This is a genomic window from Streptomyces sp. NBC_01381, assembly GCF_026340305.1.
Classification (GTDB): Bacteria; Actinomycetota; Actinomycetes; order Streptomycetales; family Streptomycetaceae; genus Streptomyces.
In genome coordinates this window covers 1,213,457-1,235,363 of the sequence record NZ_JAPEPI010000001.1, presented here as the reverse complement: position 1 = coordinate 1,235,363, position 21,907 = coordinate 1,213,457, and the positions used below count along the sequence as shown (strand labels likewise).

The 21,907-nt window shown below is 70.5% G+C and carries 23 protein-coding genes; 10 read left to right on the top strand and 13 right to left on the bottom strand.

Translation table 11 applies throughout. From position 1 onward, the window contains the following. The first annotated feature begins 33 nt into the window (after positions 1 to 33). Positions 34 to 483, top strand: a complete 450-nt coding sequence (locus tag OG453_RS06010; protein WP_266865199.1) for an ATP-binding protein — start codon at positions 34 to 36, stop codon at positions 481 to 483. Then, positions 480 to 899 (top strand): hypothetical protein, encoded by a 420-nt coding sequence (locus OG453_RS06005; RefSeq protein ID WP_266865197.1) that lies wholly within the window; start codon positions 480 to 482, stop codon positions 897 to 899. The genes OG453_RS06010 and OG453_RS06005 overlap by 4 nt, the downstream gene beginning before the upstream one ends. Before the next feature lie 12 nt (positions 900 to 911). Here the strand turns inward: OG453_RS06005 and OG453_RS06000 are convergent, their stop codons facing one another. Both OG453_RS06000 and OG453_RS05995 read right to left on the bottom strand, forming a co-directional pair. Continuing rightward, positions 912 to 1,136 carry a hypothetical protein gene (locus OG453_RS06000; protein WP_266865195.1) on the bottom strand — a complete coding sequence of 75 codons (225 nt, stop codon included), beginning with the start codon at positions 1,134 to 1,136 and terminating at the stop codon, positions 912 to 914. A gap of 146 nt (positions 1,137 to 1,282) precedes the next feature. Next, positions 1,283 to 2,086, bottom strand: coding sequence for a hypothetical protein (locus OG453_RS05995; protein ID WP_266865193.1), 804 nt, complete (start codon positions 2,084 to 2,086; stop codon positions 1,283 to 1,285). Positions 2,087 to 2,486: 400 nt separating this feature from the next. Here OG453_RS05995 and OG453_RS05990 point away from each other — a divergent pair, with 400 nt between their 5' ends. Both OG453_RS05990 and OG453_RS05985 read left to right on the top strand, forming a co-directional pair. Beyond that, positions 2,487 to 3,101, top strand: a complete 615-nt coding sequence (locus OG453_RS05990) for a Uma2 family endonuclease (protein ID WP_266865191.1) — start codon at positions 2,487 to 2,489, stop codon at positions 3,099 to 3,101. A gap of 106 nt (positions 3,102 to 3,207) precedes the next feature. After that, positions 3,208 to 4,851 (top strand): DNA repair helicase XPB, encoded by a 1,644-nt coding sequence (locus OG453_RS05985; RefSeq protein WP_266865189.1) that lies wholly within the window; start codon positions 3,208 to 3,210, stop codon positions 4,849 to 4,851. Positions 4,852 to 4,883: 32 nt separating this feature from the next. On the opposite strand, the gene OG453_RS05980 is transcribed toward OG453_RS05985, so the two are convergent. Next, positions 4,884 to 5,120: a hypothetical protein gene (locus tag OG453_RS05980; protein WP_266865187.1), complete on the bottom strand. Its 237-nt coding sequence runs from the start codon at positions 5,118 to 5,120 to the stop codon at positions 4,884 to 4,886. A 76-nt stretch (positions 5,121 to 5,196) separates the two neighbouring features. Next, a complete protein-coding gene (locus OG453_RS05975) occupies positions 5,197 to 6,363 on the bottom strand; it encodes a glycosyltransferase 87 family protein (protein WP_266869729.1) in 1,167 nt (388 codons plus the stop codon). A gap of 566 nt (positions 6,364 to 6,929) precedes the next feature. Between OG453_RS05975 and OG453_RS05970 the strand changes: the two genes are divergently transcribed. Continuing rightward, on the top strand, positions 6,930 to 8,972 hold the full coding sequence (locus OG453_RS05970; RefSeq protein ID WP_266865185.1) for an ATP-binding domain-containing protein: 2,043 nt from the start codon (positions 6,930 to 6,932) through the stop codon (positions 8,970 to 8,972). Positions 8,973 to 8,979: 7 nt separating this feature from the next. On the opposite strand, the gene OG453_RS05965 is transcribed toward OG453_RS05970, so the two are convergent. The 4 genes from OG453_RS05965 to OG453_RS05950 form a co-directional block, all read right to left on the bottom strand. Then, positions 8,980 to 9,582, bottom strand: a complete 603-nt coding sequence (locus OG453_RS05965; protein ID WP_266865183.1) for a DUF2165 domain-containing protein — start codon at positions 9,580 to 9,582, stop codon at positions 8,980 to 8,982. 49 nt (positions 9,583 to 9,631) lie between these two features. Continuing rightward, entirely contained in the window at positions 9,632 to 10,330 is a 699-nt protein-coding gene (locus tag OG453_RS05960) for a copper homeostasis protein CutC (RefSeq protein WP_266865181.1), read from the bottom strand. A gap of 135 nt (positions 10,331 to 10,465) precedes the next feature. Next, positions 10,466 to 12,745 (bottom strand): cation-translocating P-type ATPase, encoded by a 2,280-nt coding sequence (locus tag OG453_RS05955; RefSeq protein ID WP_266865179.1) that lies wholly within the window; start codon positions 12,743 to 12,745, stop codon positions 10,466 to 10,468. A gap of 56 nt (positions 12,746 to 12,801) precedes the next feature. Then, entirely contained in the window at positions 12,802 to 13,023 is a 222-nt protein-coding gene (locus OG453_RS05950) for a heavy-metal-associated domain-containing protein (RefSeq protein WP_266865177.1), read from the bottom strand. A 182-nt stretch (positions 13,024 to 13,205) separates the two neighbouring features. Between OG453_RS05950 and OG453_RS05945 the strand changes: the two genes are divergently transcribed. After that, a complete protein-coding gene (locus tag OG453_RS05945; RefSeq protein WP_266865175.1) occupies positions 13,206 to 14,219 on the top strand; it encodes a hypothetical protein in 1,014 nt (337 codons plus the stop codon). A 126-nt stretch (positions 14,220 to 14,345) separates the two neighbouring features. Here OG453_RS05945 and OG453_RS05940 read toward each other — a convergent pair whose 3' ends face one another. Both OG453_RS05940 and OG453_RS05935 read right to left on the bottom strand, forming a co-directional pair. Further along, a complete protein-coding gene (locus OG453_RS05940; RefSeq protein ID WP_266865173.1) occupies positions 14,346 to 15,020 on the bottom strand; it encodes a maleylpyruvate isomerase family mycothiol-dependent enzyme in 675 nt (224 codons plus the stop codon). Between the two features lie 151 nt (positions 15,021 to 15,171). Continuing rightward, positions 15,172 to 16,581, bottom strand: a complete 1,410-nt coding sequence (locus tag OG453_RS05935; RefSeq protein WP_266865171.1) for an MFS transporter — start codon at positions 16,579 to 16,581, stop codon at positions 15,172 to 15,174. A gap of 97 nt (positions 16,582 to 16,678) precedes the next feature. Here OG453_RS05935 and OG453_RS05930 point away from each other — a divergent pair, with 97 nt between their 5' ends. From OG453_RS05930 to OG453_RS05920, 3 genes are all read left to right on the top strand, one after another. Continuing rightward, positions 16,679 to 17,332: a hypothetical protein gene (locus OG453_RS05930; RefSeq protein ID WP_266865169.1), complete on the top strand. Its 654-nt coding sequence runs from the start codon at positions 16,679 to 16,681 to the stop codon at positions 17,330 to 17,332. A gap of 20 nt (positions 17,333 to 17,352) precedes the next feature. After that, positions 17,353 to 18,426, top strand: coding sequence for a GNAT family N-acetyltransferase (locus tag OG453_RS05925; RefSeq protein ID WP_266865167.1), 1,074 nt, complete (start codon positions 17,353 to 17,355; stop codon positions 18,424 to 18,426). Between the two features lie 211 nt (positions 18,427 to 18,637). Further along, the gene (locus tag OG453_RS05920; RefSeq protein WP_266865165.1) at positions 18,638 to 19,855 is read left to right on the top strand and encodes a Cmx/CmrA family chloramphenicol efflux MFS transporter; all 1,218 of its coding nucleotides are present in this window, start codon (positions 18,638 to 18,640) and stop codon (positions 19,853 to 19,855) included. Between the two features lie 6 nt (positions 19,856 to 19,861). Here the strand turns inward: OG453_RS05920 and OG453_RS05915 are convergent, their stop codons facing one another. The 3 genes from OG453_RS05915 to OG453_RS05905 are packed head-to-tail and all read right to left on the bottom strand — an operon-like array spanning position 19,862 to position 20,825. Beyond that, positions 19,862 to 20,164, bottom strand: coding sequence for an NIPSNAP family protein (locus OG453_RS05915; protein WP_266865162.1), 303 nt, complete (start codon positions 20,162 to 20,164; stop codon positions 19,862 to 19,864). A gap of 26 nt (positions 20,165 to 20,190) precedes the next feature. Beyond that, positions 20,191 to 20,457, bottom strand: a complete 267-nt coding sequence (locus tag OG453_RS05910) for a DUF4031 domain-containing protein (RefSeq protein ID WP_266865160.1) — start codon at positions 20,455 to 20,457, stop codon at positions 20,191 to 20,193. After that, the gene (locus OG453_RS05905) at positions 20,454 to 20,825 is read right to left on the bottom strand and encodes a hypothetical protein (protein ID WP_266865158.1); all 372 of its coding nucleotides are present in this window, start codon (positions 20,823 to 20,825) and stop codon (positions 20,454 to 20,456) included. The genes OG453_RS05910 and OG453_RS05905 overlap by 4 nt, the downstream gene beginning before the upstream one ends. Positions 20,826 to 20,925: 100 nt before the next feature. On the opposite strand from OG453_RS05905, the gene OG453_RS05900 reads away from it, so the two are divergent. Beyond that, the gene (locus tag OG453_RS05900) at positions 20,926 to 21,849 is read left to right on the top strand and encodes a MurR/RpiR family transcriptional regulator (protein WP_266865156.1); all 924 of its coding nucleotides are present in this window, start codon (positions 20,926 to 20,928) and stop codon (positions 21,847 to 21,849) included. Positions 21,850 to 21,907: the final 58 nt, after the last annotated feature.

Genomic DNA, 21,907 nt, shown 5'->3' with positions numbered 1-21,907 from the left:
TCCACTTCCACCCGCGAACAACGGAGTTCACGCATGCCCGAAGCCGGAGATCTCAGCGCACACCCACCCGCCCCGTGGACGTACACCCTCTCCATCCCCAACGATCCCCGCGCCGTCACGATCTGCCGCCGCACCCTCCGCCTCGTCCTCACCCTGCACGGCCTCCCCCACCTCACCGAGGCCGCCGAACTCGTCGCCACCGAGCTGGTCGCAAACGCCGTGCAGCACACCAAGGGCCCGGCGGCCATAAGGCTCCGCTGGTCCGCCCCGACCCTCCGCATCGGCGTCTGGGACACCGACCCCAGACCACCAGCCCCGGCCCCCTTCGCCACGACACCGAACCTTGCCCTCACGTCGGGCCGAGGCCTCACGCTCGTAGAGGAATGCACCGAAAAGTGGGGCTGGTACGCGCAGGGCAGCGGGAGCCAACTCCACTACAGCAATGGGAAGTTCGTCTGGTGTGAGCTGACGGAGGCGGCGTGAACGAGACGGCCTACCTCAGGGGCAAAGCCGAGGGAAGGGCAGAGGGGCGGGCTGAGGCGCGGGCCAAGGAGCACGCCTCGCTGATCCTGCGCGTGCTGGAGAAGCGTGGCGTCCGCGTCCCCGAGGACATCCAGGAGCGCATCACCTCCTGCTCGGACCTCGTCACCCTCGACCTCTGGTTCGACCGGTCCCTCTCGGCCACAGCGGCCGAGGACCTTTTCGCCGAGCTGGAAGAAGGAGTCATGGGCCTCGCCCAAGTCTGCGCGCTGAGCATCGCCCTCGGGCTGCCGCTGGACCAGGCCACGGCAGAGCTCCGCAGAAATCTGGAAGAGCTCAGTCAGTGCAGGTCCCTCTCTCCTGCAGAGGTCGCGTACGTGCGCGACAGAACCCCGAGGTGGCCCGCGGAGAGCACGTAGCCGTGCGCCGGCTCAGCGTCGGCGGAGGGCGATCGCCACGCCGAGCGCGGTGGCCAGCGCCGAGGCCATCCCGCCCACGGCGCCGATCGGACCGGCCAGCGAGGGGTGGACCAAGCACAGATAGAGCGTGGCGCCCAGGACCAGGACGACGACGAGCCCCAGCACCAGGAGCAGCACGGGGTCCGTGCCGGAGGACTGCGGGGCCGGCGGCGGGGGCTGGTTGGCTGTGGCGGGCATGGAGTTTCCTCCTTGGGTGGGCCGGCGGACTGTCCGCAGGCGGAAGGTGGGGTGGGCATGAGACGCCCCACACCCTTGCGTGACGGGGGTGCTGGACGGACTGCAGCATGCGAGACGGCGGAGTTAGCCCCGCAAGTGCGGTCGGCTCATCGCCCAGCGGATGCGGCCTTCTTCCGGGGCTTGCGCGGCTGCACGATGGCGGTGCGCTTGTACTGGTGGGTCTTGGTGAAGCCGAGCGGGGCGAACGGGGCCTTGATGAAGTACTCGCGTCGCTCGGCAAGCCCGAGAGAAACAAGCTTCTTCAGCCCGCGCTCATGAGTGTCGGCAGACCAGCCGTACCACTCGGGGGCCTTCTCTGCGGGGAAGGCCGACCAGTTCTTCTCGCGGGCGACTACCAGGAACAGGGCCAGGCCGGGCAAGTCCAAGCGCTCGTCACAGCCCGTCGTCCAGAACGCGGCCGGGATCTGGAGATAGCGGTTCTCCTCGGTCTTGCCGTCAGGGCGGTCGTAAGGTCTCCCGCTGCCGTCCTCGCGCATGAGGGTGGCAGTGATCATGGTCCCGTTGCGGCGGCAGTCGACCAGCTTGCGCTCATGCAGCCGGAGCAGGGCTCGCCAGGCACCCGTGCGGGCGGACTGGTCATCCGCAGACTCGTGAATGTCCATCATCCGCGCCCACACCGCGCTGTCGTGCGTGGTCGACCAGCCGTTGTCCCCGTTGCTGCACGCGGCCACGATGAGCAGGTAAGCCTTGAGTCCTCGCAGATCCCTCCCGGTCACGAAGTCCTTCAGGGGCCCGCTCCGACTGTCACTCCCCGCGTTCGCCTGCACGAAGGTCTTGCGCAGCGGCACGTTGGCCCGGACCGAGCGGGTGAGGACGGCCGTACGCGTGTCCCGTCCGGTCGCGGTGGCTTTCTGCTGTAACTCCCGCACGGTGGATGTCGTCTTCTTCATGCCGTCAGACGCTAGCCATCCTGACGCCGCAGCATCAAACGGTTCAGCGGCCTGAAAGGTGCTGCGCCAGCAAATGATCATGGATGTGTCAGCGATCATGGATGTGTCAGCGGTGCTTGTAAGGCCCCATTTATGAAAGATCAATTGAGTAGACCGGCTGAGAGTGCCATGACAGGTCAAGTTGGGATTACGGGTAAAACATGCCTCGGCACCGCACCCCGCATGCGCCACCGCAGCCGTCGCCGCACGACGGCGGGTGCAACCGACCAGCTCGCCCTATGGGACTCCGTGCCCGCGCCGCGTGCACCGCGTCAAGGCGTTCGCTCCTGGACCCTCACTTCAGGTGACCGTACCGTCGTATGCGAGACCACGCGTCGCACCCGCGTCCAGACTCACGCGCATGGGAGCAGTGATGAGCGCCGAGGCACAGGTACAGGCCACTGAGGACAATTGGGCGTTCCCTCCTGCTGAGGGCTGGACGTTCGAGCAGGTCAAAGACCTGGAGCTGCCCTTCGACTGGGAACTCGTGGACGGGATGATCGTGGTTCGAGGGCGCGCGAAGTACTGGCACGGCAAGGTGCGGGACAAGATCAGCAGGACGCTGGAGAACGCGCAACCCGAGTCCGTCTCCGTGGTCACCGAGAGCTGCGTGATGCTGGACGAGCAGAACGTCCGGGTGCCGGATGTCATGGTCCACGACCGCACGGGGCTCAGCTTCTTCGAGATGGAGTGCGTCCCCGTCGCCAAGCTTGTCCTCGTCGTCGAGGTCGTCTCCCCCGGCTCCCGCAGCGTCGACCGCGTCCACAAGCCCGCCGAGTTCGCCGCCGCCAAGGTCCCCTACTACTGGCGCGTCGAGCTGGAGCGGGACAACCAGCTCGCCGTCCACGAGTACTGGCTGAACGCCGACACCCTCTCGTACTTCCCGGCACCCTCCCACCCGGTGCACCGTCGCGAGCTCGCCACCGACTTCCCGTATCCCGTGAAGATCGACCTGACGGAGCTCACCCGCTTCTGAGACGCCCCCAGGGAGGAGCCGGCTGCTGAGGCCCGCAGCACAGTCAGGCCGGTAATCGCGCGCCATGCGGCACACTGGACGTTTGGCTTACCGAAAGGGTGCGCGCGTGAACGGTCCCCTCATCGTCCAGTCGGACAAGACCCTCCTGCTCGAGGTCGACCACGAGCGGGCCGATGCCTGCCGCCGTGCCATCGCGCCCTTCGCGGAGCTGGAGCGTGCCCCCGAGCACATCCACACCTACCGCGTGACGCCGCTCGGTCTGTGGAACGCCCGTGCGGCGGGGCACGACGCGGAGCAGGTCGTGGACGCGCTTGTGGAGTTCTCGCGGTATCCCGTGCCGCACGCGCTGCTCGTGGACGTCGCGGAGACGATGGCGCGGTACGGGCGGCTCACGTTGTCCAAGCATCCGACGCACGGGCTTGTGCTGACCTCCACCGACCGGCCCGTGCTCGAAGAGATCCTGCGGTCCAAGAAGGTGCAGCCGCTCGTCGGCGAGCGGGTCGACGCGGACACCGTCGTCGTGCATCCCTCCGAGCGTGGGCAGATCAAGCAGACGTTGCTGAAGTTGGGGTGGCCCGCCGAGGATCTTGCCGGGTACGTCGACGGAGAAGCGCATCGGATCGACCTCGCCGAGGACGGGTGGGCGCTGCGGCCGTATCAGAAGCAGGCCGTGGAGGGCTTCTGGCACGGCGGGAGTGGCGTTGTCGTACTGCCCTGTGGCGCCGGGAAGACGCTGGTCGGGGCCGGGGCCATGGCCGAGGCCAAGGCGACGACTCTCATTCTCGTGACCAATACCGTCTCCGCGCGGCAGTGGAAGCACGAGCTGGTGAAGCGGACCTCCCTCACCGAGGACGAGATCGGTGAGTACAGCGGGACGAAGAAGGAGATCCGGCCGGTCACCATTGCGACCTATCAGGTGCTCACCACCAAGCGGAAGGGCATCTATCCGCACCTTGAGCTCTTCGACTCCCGTGACTGGGGGCTCATCGTCTACGACGAGGTGCATCTGCTGCCCGCCCCCGTCTTCAAGTTCACCGCCGATCTGCAGGCCCGGCGGCGTCTTGGGCTCACCGCGACCCTGGTCCGGGAGGACGGGCGGGAGTCCGATGTCTTCTCCTTGATCGGGCCCAAGCGGTTCGATGCTCCTTGGAAGGAGATCGAGGCTCAGGGGTACATCGCGCCCGCCGACTGCGTGGAAGTGCGGGTCAATCTGACGGACTCGGAGCGGCTCGCGTACGCCACCGCCGAGGCCGAGGAGAAGTACCGGTTCTGCGCCACCACCGCCACCAAGCGGAAGGTGACGGAGGCGCTGGTCAAGAAGCATGCCGGGGAGCAGACCCTCGTCATCGGGCAGTACATCGATCAGTTGGATGAGCTGGGCGAGCATCTGGACGCGCCCGTCATCAAGGGCGAGACGACCAACGCGCAGCGCGAGAAGCTGTTCGGTGCCTTCCGGGAAGGCGAGATCTCGGTTCTCGTCGTCTCCAAGGTCGCGAACTTCTCCATCGACCTGCCCGAAGCCACCGTCGCCATCCAGGTGTCCGGAACCTTCGGTTCCCGGCAGGAGGAGGCACAGCGGCTCGGTCGTGTGCTGCGTCCCAAGGCCGACGGGCACGAGGCGCGCTTCTACTCCGTGGTGGCGCGGGACACCATCGACCAGGACTTCGCGGCGCATCGGCAGCGGTTCCTTGCCGAGCAGGGGTACGCGTACCGGATCGTCGATGCGGATGAGCTGCTGGCCGAGGGCTGAGGCCGACGCCGGTCGCCGTCAGGCTCAGGAGCTCAGGAGCCCGCGAGCATCGCCACGGGGATCGTCACGACCGACGTAAGGGCGAACGCCGTCCGCAGCCACGCCGCGCGCGAGTCGCGCGGCGTGAGCCAGCCCGCCGCCAGGCAGCCGACGCCGCCGAGCAGCGCGAGTACATAGCGGGCCACCAGGTCCTGGTGCTCCGGCGACGACGCGTCACCGAGCTCCGCGTCCAGCGAGACCAAGTACCCGCCGAGCACGAGGAGCAGCACCACGACGGGGGTCGCGAGAGCCGGCCCGAGGATGCGGCTCGGGCGGGGGACGGGGTGCGCGGCGGCATAGGCGGCGTTACGGGCGGCCCACGCCTCCTGCGGCTCCGTCTCGGATCGCGGCTCCGTCTCGGTTCCCGGCTCCGTCTCGGTTCCCGGCTCCGTCTCGGTTCGCGGCTCGGTGTCCATGGAGCGAGTCAACCTCCGCGCGCGGCGCCCGCGCCTCCGTCCCCGTACTCAGATACGTACTCAACATCGGCAGCAGCGCCACGCCGAGCAGCACGTACGGCGAAGCCAACGGCTGTTGCCACCACGGCAGATGCAGGTCCAGGTCGCCCTGGTGCGGGAGCAGCCACAGCGTGCGGGCCGTGAAGAGGGTCGCCACCGCCGCGGTCAGGCGGGGGCGGCCCTCCGCCATGAGCAGGGTCAGGAGCGGTACGCACCACACCCAGTGGTGGGACCAGCTGATCGGGGAGATCAGCAGGGCGGTGGCCGCCGTCAGGAGGATGCCGCGGGGTTCCGACTTGGCTCGGCGCGCCAGCCAGAGGCCGAGTGCGGCGGTGAGGGCCGCCGGGATCGCCCATGCCGGGCCGGGGGCGGGGTCGTGGAGCGCCCTGGCGATCAGGCCCTGGAGCGACTGGTTGTCGACGATCCATGCCTTGCCGACGCGGCCCGTCTCGAAGAGGCGGTGCGTCCAGTAGTCGGCGCTGGCTGCGGGGAGCACGAGGGCGCCGAGAGCGACCGTGCCGGTGAAGGCCGCCAGTGCGGTGCAGCCCTCGCGTACGCGTCCTCTCAGGAAGAGGTACGCGATGAAGATCGCGGGGGTGAGTTTGATGCCCGCCGCGATGCCGAGGGCCACGCCCTTGCCGGGGGCGCCGGGCGGGCGGGTGAGGTCCCAGAGGATCAGGCAGGCGAGGGCCAGGTTGATCTGGCCGAACAGGATCGTCTGGAAGACCGGCTCCAGCCAGAGCGCTGCCGCTGTGGCGGTCAGGAGGGTGGTGCGGCGGGTGGGGGTGGTTGTCAGGCGGCAAGAGAGGTGGATCAGGAGGGCCAGGAGGGCGATGTTGCCGATGAGGAACGTGAGCTTGAGGGCGGGGACTGGGAGCCAGGTCGTGGGGACGAAGAGGATGGCCGCGAAGGGCGGGTACGTCGCCGGGAGGTCCCACTCGGTGATGGCGAACCCGTAGAGGTCGCTTCCGTCGGCCACCGCTGCCCCTTCGGCGCGGTAGACGAGGGCGTCGGCCATGGGCAGGCCTTGCGTCAGGCAGAGGGCGGAGAAGGCGAGCAGCGAGGCCGTCGGCAGGATGGCGGCGGTGAGTGTGCTTTTGGTTACGGTGCGTTCCCTCACGGCGGTGACCTTAGCTGGCCGGGCGGTAGCTCCTGTTGCCGTCTGCGGGACTGCCCGTCCAGGGGCGGGGCCGCGCCGGTATGTCCGTACTCGCCATCTCGGTCCGAGCGTCTTGCTGCTGCGGCTGGGGAGTCCTGCGTACCGTGCTCCGTGCGGACATACCGACACGTCCCCTCGCGTCTCGATGCGCGGTGTCGGTGCGTGGGGGCCGATGCCCGTCCCCTCGCGTACGTCGCACACTGCGGGTGAGTGGCGTGGTTCCGCCCCCCTCACCTGCAATCGGGTGGGTGGGCGGGAGAGGCCTGTTCGGTCAGGTGAGCCCCCGGAGGGAAATTCGTTGGCCCCGCCACGCGTCCCCCGCATAAGATGCCCGGTCTGCCCGCGGGTCGCGCCCCGCCGCCGGCCGGACGGAAACCGGTCGGCCCCGTCGCACATCCGATCACGCAACCCGCCGGAGGCGCCCCGTGCCCGAAGATCCGCTCGCCCATGAACGAGGCCACCTGGCGGGCTCCCGCGCGGCGCTTCGCGCCATGCGTGAGGACGCCGAGGCCCTCGACATCCGTGACGTCACCGCGAACTGGGTGAACGCCGCCGTCCTGCAGAGCCAGATCGACGAGCGGATCAAGTCCCTCGCCGACCTTTCGCACACGCCTCTCTTCTTCGGGCGGCTCGACTATCTGCACGCCCCCGGCGCCGACCAGGCGGAAGGCGCCGAGGGCGAGCAGTTCTACATCGGGCGGCGGCATGTGCACGACGGCGATGGCGACCCCATGGTCATCGACTGGCGGGCACCTGTCTCCCAGCCGTTCTACCGGGCCTCCAAGAAGGACCCGATGGACATCGCCCTGCGGCGACGGTTCGGCTACACCGGCGGCGAGCTCACCGCGTACGAGGACGAGCACCTCAGCGACGCCACCGAGGACGAGCGGACCAGCAAGCTCCTCCAGCAGGAGATCGAGCGGCCCCGCGTGGGCCCGATGCGGGACATCGTCGCCACCATCCAGCCCGAGCAGGACGAGATCGTTCGCAGTGGTCTTGGCGGGAGCGTGTGCGTCCAGGGTGGGCCCGGGACCGGGAAGACCGCCGTCGGGCTGCATCGGGTCGCCTATCTGCTGTACGCCCATCGGGAGCGGCTTGCCCGGACCGGGACCCTCGTCATCGGGCCGAACGCCTCCTTCCTGCACTACATCGAGCAAGTCCTGCCCGCCCTCGGCGAGTTGGAGGTCAGGCAGGCCACCGTCGACGCCCTCGTCGCGCATGTGGAGGTGCGGGGCGCGGACGATCCCATCGCCGCCCTCGTCAAGGGCGACGCCCGCATGGCCGAAGTGCTGCGCAAGGCCGTGCGCTCGCACGTGACCATGCCCACCGAGCCCCTCGTCGTCGTGCGCGGGTCCCGGCGGTGGCGGGTGCCCGCCCATGAACTCGAAGAGATCGTGGGGGAGTTGCTCGAACGCGATATTCGGTACGGAGCCGCTCGCGACGCCCTTCCCCAGCGCATCGCCCACGCCGTCCTCGTCCGCATGGAGCAGGGCGGCGAGGCCCCCGACGACCGCGTACAGGACGCCGTCGCGCGCAACACCGCCGTGAAGGCCGCGGTGAAGGCCGTCTGGCCGCCCGTTGATCCCGCGAAGCTCGTGCTGCGGCTGCTGTCCGACGCCGATTTCCTCGCCGAGCACGCCGAGGGGCTCCTGGAAGAAGAAGAGCAGAAGGCCGTTCTTTGGGCCAAGCCCGCCCGTGGCGTCAAGAGCGCCAAGTGGTCCGCCGCCGATGCCGCGTTGATCGATGAGGCGAGCGATCTCGTGTCGCGTACGCATTCGCTCGGGCATGTGGTGCTCGACGAGGCGCAGGATCTCTCCCCCATGCAGTACCGCGCCGTGGGGCGGCGCTGCACCACCGGTTCCGCCACCGTCCTCGGCGACCTCGCGCAAGGCACCACGCCCTGGGCGACCCGGAGTTGGGCCGAGGCCCTCGCCCACCTGGGCAAGGGGGACGCCGTCGTGGAGGAGCTGACGGCCGGTTTCCGCGTGCCGCGCGACGTCATCGCGTACGCGTCCCGGCTGCTGCCCGACATCGCGCCCGGACTCGCGGCGGTCGACTCGGTGCGGGAGTCGCCCGGCTCGCTCGCCGTGCGGCATGTCGAGGACGTCGAAGGGCTCGACGCCGCCTGCCTGGAGGCCTGTGCCGATTCGCTGCGGCACGAGGGGTCCATCGGGCTGATCGCCGCGGACGCCCGTATCCCCTCGCTCGCCGATGCCCTGAAGGCGGCCGGGATCTCGTACCTCTCCCCCGGCCAGGAGACCACGGCCGACGCCCGGCTCACGCTCGTGCCCGCGTCCCTGGCCAAGGGTCTTGAGTACGACTATGTGGTGCTCGACGAGCCCGCCGCCGTGGTCGACGGGGAGCCGGACGAACGGACGGGTCTGCGCCGGCTGTACGTGGCGCTGACCCGTGCGGTGTCCGGCCTGATCGTCGTGCACGCGGCCGGACTGCCCGCACAGCTCGCCTGACGCCCGGTCAGTCGGCCTTCTCGGACGTCTTCTCGGACACCTTCTCGGACACCTTCCTGGAACCGTCCGCCGCGGAAACGGCGGACGGCAGGTGCGTAACGACCAGCGCGATGCCCGTGATCGTCACGATGCGCGTGGCCGCGTCCAGGCCGTTCCAGTCCTCCGACTGCCACATGGCGAACCACTCGCCGCCGATCCCGATGAAGCCCACTCCGAACAGCAGGATGAGCATCAACAGGCCGATGGTGCCCGCGCGTTGGGCGCGGCGCAGGACCTCGGGGCGGCGCAGGCCCCTGGCCCACAGGACCGTCGCCGTGCCGAGGACGAGCGCGGCCAGCGTCTCCCAGGCGATGATCACCACGTACGCGGTGTCCTGGAGCGCGGTGGACTCCACCGCGCGCCACATCAGGTCGTCGTCCTTGAACGTGGAGTCCATCGCCAGGACATGGCGGACGAACTGCTGGTTGGAGTCGAAGTCGGTGATGTTCCCGAACGCGACGAGCGCGATGTAGAGCGCGAGCGTCCCGGTGAACAGCAACGCGACGACGGGCAGTGTCCCGGCCCTGAGTATTCGTTCCGCGGGACGCGTTTTCTCTGCTGGTCTCGACATGAAGTCCCCTCCGTTTCGATCCCAGTTGTAGCGCCCGGAGGGGAAACGATCAATCGTCGACCGCGGCCCGCCACTGGGCGACGGCCGCCGCGGAGACCGGTGCCGACCAGCCGTCGGGGCGGGACGCGCCGCCGATGTGGAAGGCGTCGACGCCGGCCGCCTTGAGTCTCGGCAGGTGGTCGAGGCGGAGGCCGCCGCCGACCAGGATCTGCTGCTCGTAACCGGGCTCCCCGGACCGTGCCGCCTCCGTGAGGAGTGTGGTCAGACCCTCGTCGACGCCTGCCGCCGAACCCGCCGTGAGGTAGGTGTCGAGCCCCGGCAGGTCCGCGAGCTGCTTGCGCAGGGCGTCGCGGTCGGCGGCCCGGTCGATGGCCCGGTGGAACGTCCAGCGGCAGCCGTCCAGGACGCCGACCACCCTCTCGACCGCGGCCAGGTCGGGGCCGCCCGCCTCGTCGAGGAAGCCGAGGACGAACTCGTCGGCGCCCTCCTCCCGCAGCTCGCGGGCGCGGCGTACGAGAGTGTCGAGCTGTCGGGAGTCCCCCGCGGCGAAACCGTCCGCGAGGCGCAGCATCACGCGCAGGGAGATGTCCACGGCGGCGCGGATCTCGGCAAAGGTCTCGCGGGACGGGGTCAGGCCGTCCGCGGCCATGTCGGTGACCAGCTCGAGGCGGTCGGCGCCTCCCGCCTGGGCGGCGACGGCGTCCTCGGCATCGAGGGCGATCACCTCCAGGACTGCACGCTTGCTCATGGATGTCTTCCTTCGGGTCCGGCGCCTCGGGGGCGGAAAGGAACGTAGAACACAGGTCTAGTCCAATTCCCCAGCCTACGCGCAGATCGCCCCGGCGCTACCCAAGCGCACCGGGGCGATCTTAAGGACGGGTACTCAGCTCAGCGGCTTGAACCCCCTCAGGCGCAGGCTGTTGCCGACCACGAAGACCGAGGAGAAGGCCATCGCGGCGCCCGCGATCATCGGGTTCAGGAGGCCGGAGGCCGCCAGGGGCAGCGCGCCCACGTTGTAGGCGAAGGCCCAGAAGAGGTTGGACTTGATCGTGCCCAGGGTGCGGCGCGAGAGGCGGATGGCGTCGGCCGCCGCCCGCAGGTCGCCCCGTACGAGCGTCAGGTCGCCCGCCTCGATCGCGGCGTCCGTGCCGGTACCCATCGCCAGGCCCAGGTCGGCCTGGGCGAGCGCGGCCGCGTCGTTCACGCCGTCGCCGACCATCGCGACGCTGCGGCCCTCCGCCTGGAGGCGCTTGACGACGTCGACCTTGTCCTGCGGCATGACCTCGGCGATCACGTCATCGGGGGCGATGCCGACCTCCGCGGCCACCGACGCCGCGACGGCCTTGTTGTCGCCGGTCAGGAGGATCGGGGTGAGCCCGAGCGCACGCAGCCGCTTGATCGCCTCGGGGCTCGACTCCTTGACCGCGTCCGCGACCTCCAGGACCGCACGTGCCTCGCCGTCCCAGGCGACCGCGATGGCCGTACGTCCCGCCGCCTCGGCCTCCGCCTTGGCCCGCTCAAGGTCGATGGGCAGGTGGATCGCCCACTCGGCGAGGAGCTGGGTGCGGCCGACCAGGACCGCGTGGCCATCGACGATGCCCTGGACGCCGAGTCCCGCGACGTTCGCGAAGTCCTCGGGGGTGGGCAGCGCGCCCACCTTCTCGGCCGCACCGGTGGCGACGGCCTGCGCGATGGGGTGCTCCGAGGAGTGCTCCAACGCACCTGCCAGGCGCAGGACTTCGTCCTCGGAGGTGTTGTCCGCCGCGTGCGTGGCGAGCAGGGTCATCTTGCCGGTGGTGACGGTGCCGGTCTTGTCCAGGACGATCGTGTCGACCTTGCGGGTGGTCTCCAGGACCTCCGGGCCCTTGATCAGGATGCCGAGCTGGGCGCCGCGCCCGGTGCCGACCATGAGGGCGGTCGGCGTGGCGAGGCCCAGGGCGCAGGGGCAGGCGATGATCAGTACGGCGACGGCCGCGGTGAAGGCGGCGGTCAGGCCGGAGCCATTGCCGAGCCAGAAGCCGAGGGTGCCGATGGCCAGGGCGATGACGACCGGCACGAAGACGGCGGAGATCTTGTCGGCGAGGCGCTGGGCGGCGGCCTTGCCGTTCTGCGCGTCCTCGACGAGCTTGGCCATCCGGGCGAGCTGGGTGTCGGCGCCGACGCGGGTGGCCTCGACGACCAGCCGGCCGCCGACGTTCAGGGTGGCGCCGGTGACGCCGTCGCCGGTGGCGACCTCGACGGGCACGGACTCGCCGGTGAGCATGGAGGCGTCCACGGCGGAGGCACCCTCGACGACCCTGCCGTCGGTGGCGATCTTCTCGCCGGGCCGGACGAGGAACCGGTCGCCGACCTTCAAGTCACTTACAGGGATGGTCTCTTCGCGCCCACCGTCACGGATGACGGTGACGTCCTTGGCGCCCAGCTGCAGCAGCGCCTTCAGCGCGGCCCCGGCCTTCCGCTTCGACCGGGCCTCGAAGTAGCGCCCGGCGAGGATGAAGGCGGTGACGCCGGCGGCGGCTTCGAGGTAGATGTTCCCGGCGCCGTCGCTCCGCGCGATGGTCAGCTCGAAGGGGTGCGTCATGCCGGGCGTGCCCGCCGTACCGAAGAACAGCGCCCACAGCGACCAGAGGAAGGCCGCCGACGTCCCGACCGAGATCAGGGTGTCCATGGTGGCCGCGCCGTGCCGTGCGTTGGTGAAGGCGGCCTTGTGGAAGGGCCATGCCGCGTACGTCACGACCGGCGCCGCGAGGGTCAGCGAGAGCCACTGCCAATACTCGAACTGCAGGGCGGGGACCATCGCCATCGCGATGACGGGTACGGAGAGCAGGACTGCGGCGGTCAACCGCTGGCGCAGCGGCCGCAGTTCCTCGTCGGCCTGCCGCTCTTCATCGACCGGACCCTGCTCCGTACGGGCCGGGGCGGGCTCCTGCGCGGTGTAGCCGGTGGCCTCGACGGTCGCGATCAGGTCCTGGACGGCGATGTCCTCGCCGTTGTAGCTGACCTTGGCCTTCTCGGTGGCGTAGTTGACGGTCGCCTCGACGCCGTCCATGCGGTTGAGCTTCTTCTCGATCCGGGCGGCGCACGAGGCGCAGGTCATGCCACCGATGGCGAGTTCGACCTCTGCGGTTGAGGCCACCTCGGTGGTGCCGGGAGTGGTGGACATGGCTGCGGGCTCCTCGTGACGTGGGCGGGCTTGGGTGCGGGGTGCGGCCCTGCGGGTCAGACGCGGCCGACGTAGTCGTAACCGGCGTCCTCGACGGTCTCCGCGATCCGGGCGTCGTCCGGCTCGGCGGTGGTGGTGACGCTGACGTGGCCGGTGCCGTCGGCGGGGATGTGCACGCCGGTCACCGTGTCGAGCGCGCCGAGTACGTCGCTGACGACGCCCCTGCAGTGGGCGCTGTGGACGCCGTCGACCTTGTAGGTGGTGGTGTACGCGGACATGGGGGCCTCCCGTGGCCTCGATGGGCGGGGTACCCGGGGTGGGTACCGCTGACGAGATCTATATATACCCCTAGGGGGTATCGAACGCAAGAGGAACCCACCGCTTGACTTCATACCCCTAGGGGGTATCTTCGAGACATCGGCCCGCATCGACCCGCTTACGTCATCCATCGGGAGTCGCCATGAACACCGGACTGAAGATCACCGCCTTCGCCGCCGCGGTCGCCGCGACGTTCGGCACCGCGTACGGCGTGGGCAAGGGTGTCGACCCCGTGACCTCGCAGAAGAAGCCCGCGAGCGAGCACGGCGGCCACGGCGGAGGTGAGGAGGCCGCCGCCGGCGAGAAGGGCGAGAAGCAGGGCGGGGGCCACGCGGCCGAGGTCCCCGGCGGCCTGCAGATCTCCGAGCGCGGCTACACGCTGGACCTGAAGACCGCCCGCGTCGACGCCGAGAAGCGCGAGCAGCTGCGGTTCACGATCGTCAGGGACGGCGGCGGCAAGGACGGCACCGGCAAGGGCAGCACGGGCAAGAACGTCACGGCGTACGAGAAGGAACACGACAAGGAGCTGCACCTCATCGTCGCCTCACGCGACCTGACCACCTACCGCCATCTGCACCCGTCCCGCGCGGCGGACGGCACCTGGTCGACGCCGGTCGAGCTCCCCGAGGCGGGCGGCTACCGCGTCTTCGCCGACTTCAAGCCCAAGGGCGCGAAGGAGGGCCTGACGCTGGGGGCGGATCTGGCGGTGGCGGGCAAGTACGCCCCCGCGGGTCTGCCGGCCCACAACACGAAGGCATCGGTGGACGGCTACGAGGTCGGCCTCAAGGGCGAGTTGAAGCCGGGGAAGTCGGCGGGCCTGACCCTGAACGTGTCGAAGAACGGCAAGCCGGTGACCGACCTCCAGCCGTACCTCGGTTCGTACGGGCATCTGGTCGCCCTGCGGTCGGGGGACCTCGCGTACCTCCATGTCCACCCGACGGGCGAGCCGGGTGATGGCCGCACCAAGCCGGGGCCCGGCGTGTCCTTCCAGGCGACGGCGCCCAGTGCGGGGGCCTATCGGCTGTTCCTCGACTTCAAGCATGAGGGGAAGGTCCGGACGGCGGCCTTCACCGTCCATGCGGGGGGCTCCGCCGGTGGGGCCGACGCCGGGGGTGGGGAGACTGCCGAGTCGGGGGACTCGGGGCACGCGCACTGAGCGTAGGGCGGGGTTGTGGGTCGCTGCGGGTTCGTTGTGGCTGGTCGCGCCCACGCGGCGGAGCCGCATATCGATTCAGCCCCGCGCCCCTTTGGGGCGCGGGGGCTTTCGCATGTCCCGCTGCCCTCAGTCGAAGATCGGCAGCTCTGTCTCCTTCGCGCCCGCCAGTTCGTAGCGGGTTCCCGTCAAAGGGCGGCCCGTGTACAGCCTGATGAGGGTCGGGGCGTCGCCGATGTAGCGGGCCGGCGGGCGCTTGCCGTCGGGGACTCCCAGGACCAGCGGCTCGTCCCAGCCGTCGACGTCCGCGTGCAGCGGCAGCGCAGACGTCCTCCTGCTGTGCTCCGCGAGCAGCGGCAGCGCGTCCGCGAGGCCGTCGCCCCCGTACGCGCCGGGCAGGCCCCAGGCCGCGCGCACATCCCCCGCGTGCACCCACTCCCCCAGTGACACGCCGTCGAGGCGCCCCTTGAACCCGACCATGACCGCGCCTGCCTCCGTCATGCCGCGCTCCAACTCGTCCACGATGCGGGAGTTGGACCAGTCGGCGCGCTCGGCGATGTCACGTTCATTGCTCTCCGGGCTGTAGACGCCCTCCTCGAAACGCTTCTCGACGACGCGCATCAGCGCCGAGCTGCAGTGCGCCAGAACGTGCCGCACCGTCCAGCCGGGACAGCAGGTCCGGATCGCGTAGGCGGAGTCGTCGGCCTTCCTCAAAAGCGGGATGAGTACGTCGCGTTCGGTGCGCAGGAGGCGTCCCGGTCGCTCGGGTTCGTAGGTCTCGTCACGGTTCGGAGTGGTGGTCATGTCGCTAGCCAAGCGTGTACGGCGACGTGCGGCAACGGACTACGCCGCAGGATTCCTGACGCCGCACATAACGCCGGACGGGCCGGAAGTATCCAGCCCGTCCGGCGATTGAGGACGAGTACGGCGAAGCCGACGACAGACGGTCACCCCACTAAGCGTTCACGTTCTCCTTCGCGGCCACCGACTCTCCCCGCATCACCAGAAGCGTGACGGCGCCCCCGACCGCAGCCACGGCCGCCGCACCGGTGAACGCCGCGCTGAACCCGTCCGTCAGCGCCGGCAGGCTCCCCAGCTCCCCCGCCCCCTGCGACGTCGCGAGAGCGGTGAGCGCCGCGAGGCCAAGCGCGGAGCCCACCTGGTATGTGGTGTTGACGATGCCCGAGGCCAGGCCCGCCTGCTCCTGCGGGGCGCCGGACATCGCGGCCATCATCGCCGGGATGTACGCGAGGGACATGCCGAGCGCCGCCACCAGCGAGGCCGGAAGCACATCGATCACGAACGAGCCGGTCGGGCCGACCTGCGCCAGCCACACCAGGCCGAGCGCGAGCACCAACAGACCCGTACCGATCAGCGACTTGGCCCCGAAGCGGCCGAGCAGCCGCGCCGTGATGGCCGTCATGAAGACCATCAGGAGCCCCGTCATCGGCAGCAGAGCCGCGCCCGACGCGAACGCCCCGTACCCCATGACCTGCTGGAGGTAGAGGTTGAGGAAGTACCACATCGGGATCCACGCCGCGCCGAGCAGCGTCATCGCCAGGTTGGCGGAACCGAGCCGCGGGATGCGCCACACCTTGAGCGGCATCAGCGGCTCGCGCACCGACTTCTGGATGACGAGGAACAGCGCCAACAGGGCCACGGAGCCGACCAGTTGGAGGACCGTGGAGGTCGTGCCCCAGCCCGCCTCCGGCGCCCGTACGACCGCGAAGACGGCGAGCGCGAGGCCGGCCGTGACGGAGACCGCGCCGAGGATGTCGACCGAGCCGCGCTTGCCCTCGACGGCGGGCAGCAGACGGGTCGCCGCGAGGGTCGCGACGCCGATCGGCACGTAGATGATGAACACCCAGGGCCAACTCAGCCACTCCGTGAAGACACCGCCGAGGAAGACTCCGGCGGTGCCGCCCGCGGGGGCCGCCGCTCCGTAGAGGGCCATCGCCTTGCCGAGCTCCTTCGGGTCGTGCCCGAAGAGCATCATCAGGAGGGTCATCGCGGCGGGTGCGATCAGCGCGCCGCCGACGCCCTGCACGGCGCGCCCGACGACCTCGACGGTGGCGGTCTGCGCGGCGGCCGCGAGAACGGACCCCGCGATGAGGACCAGCCACCCCGACACGAAGACCTTGCGCGCCCCGAGCAGGTCGGAGAGGCGTCCGCCGAGCAGCAGCAGCCCGCCGAAGGCGATGACGTACGCGTTGAAGACCCACTGAAGCTCACCCTGCGAGAAGCCCAGATCCTGCTGCATCTCGGGGAGCGCGACCCCGATGATCGAGGTGTCCATGATCACCATGAACTGGGCGGTGGCGAGCACGAAGAGCGCCCACCAGCGCTTGGGATTGGCGGTTGACATGACGGTCCCCTCCTAAGAGTCCGAATACCCCCGAGGGGTATCTAGCGCTGGGAAATTAACATACCCCCTAGGGGTACTCAAGAGTTAGGGTCGCCCCATGGCCGACGACAAGAACGACGAGCTGCGCGGGCGCTGGCTCACGACGCTGCTGCGGGCGCGGGACACGGACGAGTGCGTCTACGACCCGTACAAGTACGCCGACAACCTCCTCGCCCGCTGGTCCGAGCCGCAGCGGCGGTACCACACCACCGCCCACCTGTCGGCGGTTCTCGACCACATCGACGTACTCGAAGAGCACGCGGACGACCCCGAACTGGTGCGGCTCGCCGCCTGGTTCCACGACGCGGTGTATCTGCCCGAGCGCTCGACCAACGAGGAACGCTCGGCCCGCCTCGCCGAACGCGCCCTGGTGGAGGCCGGGTTGAGCGAGCGGTCGGTCGCCGAAGTGGCCCGGCTCGTCCGGCTCACTGTCAGCCACGACCCGGCCGACGGGGATCTGAACGGCGAGACGCTCTGCGACGCCGACCTGGCGATCCTGGCCGCCGCCCCGGACGCGTACGCCGCGTACGCCGCCGCCGTGCGCGAGGAGTACGCCTTCGTCCCCGACGACGCCTTCCGCGAGGGCCGCGCGGCGGTGCTTCGCCAACTCCTCGCCCTGCCACGGCTGTTCCGTACGCCGCACGGGGCGAAGGAGTGGGAGGGTCCGGCGCGCGCGAACCTCGCCACAGAAATCGACCTGCTCAGTCCCTGACGCTCCCGTACGCTCGGCGCATGCTTTTCATGGGCGGGGATCAGGTGGACGAGGCCGTGGCGCACGCGGCGCGGGTGCTGCGTGCGGCGGCGGGGCTCGACTGGAGCGTCAAGGCCGGTGGCCTGGAGTGGAGTTGCCTGCAGACCGCCGAGCACATCGCGGGCGATCTCGTCGCGTACGCGGGGCAGTTGACGGGCCGCGCGACCGATGCGTACGTCCCCTTCGACATCTCCCTCGACGAGGGTTCGGGCCCCGCCGACGCGATCAGCGTCATCGAGGCGACCGGCGGGCTGCTCTCGGCGGTCATCCGGACGACGCCGCCCGGCGTGCGGGCCTTCCACCCGTACCCCTCCGGCAAGGCCGACGCGACGGGCTTCGCGGCGATGGGCGTCGCGGAGGTCCTGCTCCACACGTACGACATCGCGCGGGCGCTCGGCATCGACGCGGAGCCGCCCGCCGAGCTGTGCGAAGCCGTGCTCGCCTGGATCTTCCCGCAGGTCACGCCCGCGTCCCGGCCGGAGGAGCAGTGGCCGACGCTGCTCTGGGCCACGGGGCGCGGCACGCTGCCGGGGCGGACCCGCCTCGACGGGTGGCGCTGGCACAACTCCCTTGAGATTCCCGCCGGACGGATCGCCCTGCGGGAGGTCAGGCCCGCGGCGGCCGCGGATCTCGCCGTGGGCGGCACGGGTGGTCTGAACTGGATCGACAGCGGGCCGTTCGAGGGGACGCGGACGGCGGCGGAGATGGTGACGAAGGCGTACGGATCCGGGGTGCACCGGCCCGAGTGGGGGATGTTCGCGCTGGTCCGCGTGGCGGACGAGGTCGCCGTCGGCGGGATGGGGTTCCACGGGCCGCCGGACGAGGAGGGGGTCGTGGAGGTCGGCTACGACCTGGCGGTCGCCGCGAGGGGTTGCGGCTACGCTTCCGAGGCGCTTGATTCCCTCTCCGCGTGGGCGCTGGCCCGTCCCGGGGTGTCCGCTCTCCTTGCCGTGATCGAGCCCGGCAACGCGGCTTCGCAGGGGGTGGTGACGCGGTCGGGATACGTCCGCGTCTCCGACCGGGAGGAGAACCGGGCTTACGTCCGTCGCGGGTAACGGTTCCTGCCTTTCCCGCTCACCCACCCGATTACCCCGAAGCGAACCCGGGGCAATCGGGTGGGTGGGCGGGAAAGATCCGCCGCGGAGCGGCGGCCCAGTCCGGGACCGGCCCGCACCCGGAACACAAGCCCACCCCCACCCCCGCCGGGGAATGTAATGCCCCACCCCAGCGTTCACCCCTGTTATGCCGACCCCTGCCCCAAAGGCCATGCCCGTGGCCGTCTACATCCTCGGGCTCGCCGTCTTCGCCCTCGGCACGAGCGAGTTCATGCTCTCGGGGCTGCTGCCGCCCATCGCGGACGACATGGGTGTCTCCATCCCCCGCGCCGGCCTCCTCATCTCCGCCTTCGCCATCGGCATGGTCATCGGCGCCCCGCTCCTCGCCGTGGCAACCCTGCGGCTGCCCCGCCGCACGACACTGATCACGCTCATCACGGTCTTCGGCCTCGGCCAGGTGGCAGGGGCCCTCGCTCCCACGTACGAGATCCTCTTCGCGTCCCGGGTGATCAGCGCCCTCGCCTGCGCGGGGTTCTGGGCGGTCGGCGCCGCCGTCGCCATCGCGATGGTCCCCGTCAATCAGCGGGCCCGCGCCATGGCCGTGATGATCGGGGGACTCAGCATCGCCAACGTCCTCGGGGTCCCCGCCGGCGCCTTCCTCGGTGACAACTTCGGCTGGCGTTCGGCCTTCTGGGCGGTCGGCGTCGCCTCCGCCATCGCACTCGTCGGCGTACTCACCCTCATCCCGCGCATCCCGCTCCCGGACGAGAAGCCCGAGCTGAAGAAGGAACTCTCCATCTACCGGGACCGGCAGGTCTGGCTCTCCATCGCGATCACCGCGCTCGCCGCGGGCGGCGTCTTCTGCGCGTTCTCGTATCTCTCGCCGCTCCTGACGGACGTCGCCGGGCTCGACGAGAGCTGGGTGCCGACCGTCCTCGGCCTCTTCGGGGCCGGCGCGCTCATCGGCACCTGGATCGGCGGCCGCATCGCCGACGCGCACCTCTTCGGCGTCCTGCTCAGCGGCATCGCGGCGTCCACCGTCTTCCTCGTCACCCTCGCCCTCTTCTCGGGCACGGCGGCCGTCGCCGTCACCCTCTCCTTCCTCCTGGGCGTCTCCGCCTTCTACACCGCCCCGGCCCTCAACGCCCGGATGTTCAACGTGGCGGGCGCCGCCCCCACCCTCGCGGGCGCGACCACGACGGCCGCGTTCAACCTCGGCAACACGGGCGGGCCCTGGCTCGGCGGCACGGTCATCGACCTGGACTTCGGGTACGCGTCGACGGCCTGGGCGGGCGCCGCGATGACGGCGGTGGCGATCGGGGCCGTCACCCTCTCGCTGCGGCTGCACCGCAGGACTCCGAGCCGCGTGGTCACGGCCTTCTCGGCCGACAGCACGCAAGCGGGGGCCGACGCCGAAGCCGCCCGCTAGAAGCCCTCACTCCAGAGGCCGCAGGAACCGCCGCTCATAGCGGCGGATGCACCCCGTCCGGCGCGCAAGCTCGATGGCCTCCTGGCACTCGGGGTCGCTCGCGCTGTCGGTGCGGTACCGCTCGTACTCGGCGAAGCCCGGGAAGGAGAAGAGGGCGTACGCGATGTCGCTGTCGCCCTCGCTCGGCAGGAAGTAGCCGTGGTGGTCGCCGCCGAAGCGGTTGACCAGGGTGACCCAGCGGCGGCCGTACTCCTCGAAGTCGTCGATGCGGTCGGGATCGATCTCGTACTTCAGATGAACGGTGATCATGCGGCCCACCCTAGGCTCGAACCGCCTTACGCGGGTCTGCCTTTGGGCCTGCGCAGCCCCGCCGCCGTGAGCCGCCGCACCAGTTCCTTCGAGCCGATCTGCACGGCCCCCGCGCGCACCGCGTCCTCGTACCGCTCCGACGGCACGTCGTAGTGGTCGCGCTCGAAGGCGCGGCGAGGGGCGCCGATGGCCTCCGCGAACGTGTGCAGTTCCTCGTACGAGACGTCGCTGACCAGGTGCGACCACATGCGGCCATGGCCCGGCCAGGTCGGCGGGTCGATGTAGACCGTCACGTCGGGCCCGTCCCCGTCAGGCCGCCCACCCGGGCCACGACGACGCCCGCCTTGCCGCACACCCAGTGCGGGTCGGGGCCCAACTCCGGCTCCACGTCCAGCGCGTGCGGATCGCCCGAGCCGCAGACCGGGCACAGCGGCCAGCGGCCGTAGCGCTCAAGGAGTGCGTCCTGTACGTCCTGGGCGACGAGCCCCGCGACGTACTCGATGCCGTCCGGCCACTGCTCGACCCACCAGCGGCGGTGCGCCACCGCCTCCTCGACCAGCGAAACGACCTCCGCCTCCGCGACCTCGCGGGCCACGAGGTCGGCGATGACAAGTGCGCGGGCGGCGTGCAGCGCCTGCTCCAGGGGGTCGATCGCGTCCATGCAGCCATTGTCCACCCCATGCGCAACCTGCCGGAGGCCCGTCCGAGATCGGGACCAAGGGGGTCTTGACCCTTCCCCGCTCCGAAAATATCTTTCAAGTGTGACCAATGATGTGAAGGAAATTTTCGCGGGCGCGGCGCCCCCCGCCCCGGCCGCCCTCGCGGCCAAGGTGCGGACCCTCGCGCCGTCCATGACCCGCTCCATGCAGCGGGTCGCCGAAGCCGTCGCCGGCGACCCGGCAGGCTGCGCGGCCCTCACGGTCACCGGCCTCGCCGAGCTCACCGGCACCAGCGAGGCGACGGTGGTCCGCACCTCCCGCCTGCTCGGCTACCCCGGCTACCGCGACCTCCGCCTGGCCCTCGCCGGACTCGCCGCCCAGCAGCAGTCGGGCCGCGCGCCCGCCGTCACCGCGGACATCGCCGTCGACGACCCCATCGCGGACGTCGTGGCCAAGCTCGCCTACGACGAGCAGCAGACCCTCGCCGACACCGCGGCCGGGCTCGACACCGTGCAGCTCGGCGCCGCCGTCGCCGCCCTCGCCAGCGCCCCGCGCGCGGAGATCTACGGCGTCGCCGCCTCCGGGCTCGTCGCCCAGGACCTCGCGCAGAAGCTGCTGCGCATCGGCCACATCGCCCACGCGCACTCCGACCCGCACCTCGCGGTCACCAACGCCGTCACCCTGCGGGCCAAGGACGTGGCCATCGCGATCACGCACTCCGGGTCGACGGGCGACGTCATCGAGCCGCTGCGGGTCGCCTTCGAGCGGGGTGCCACGACCATCGCCATCACCGGACGCCCCGGCAGCCCCGTCTCGCAGTACGCGGATCACATACTGACCACCTCCACCGCGCGCGAGAGCGAGCTGCGGCCCGCCGCGATGTCGTCCCGCACGAGCCAGCTGCTCGTCGTGGACTGCCTGTTCGTGGGCGTCGCCCAGCGGACGTACGAGACGGCGGCCCCCGCGCTCGCCGCCTCCTACGAAGCGCTCGCCCACCGCCACAGCCCTCGCGGCAGCAGCCGCTGAGCCCGCAGCAGCCGCTGCGCCCGCACACGTACCGGACCCGCCACCCCCGCCCGCGTAT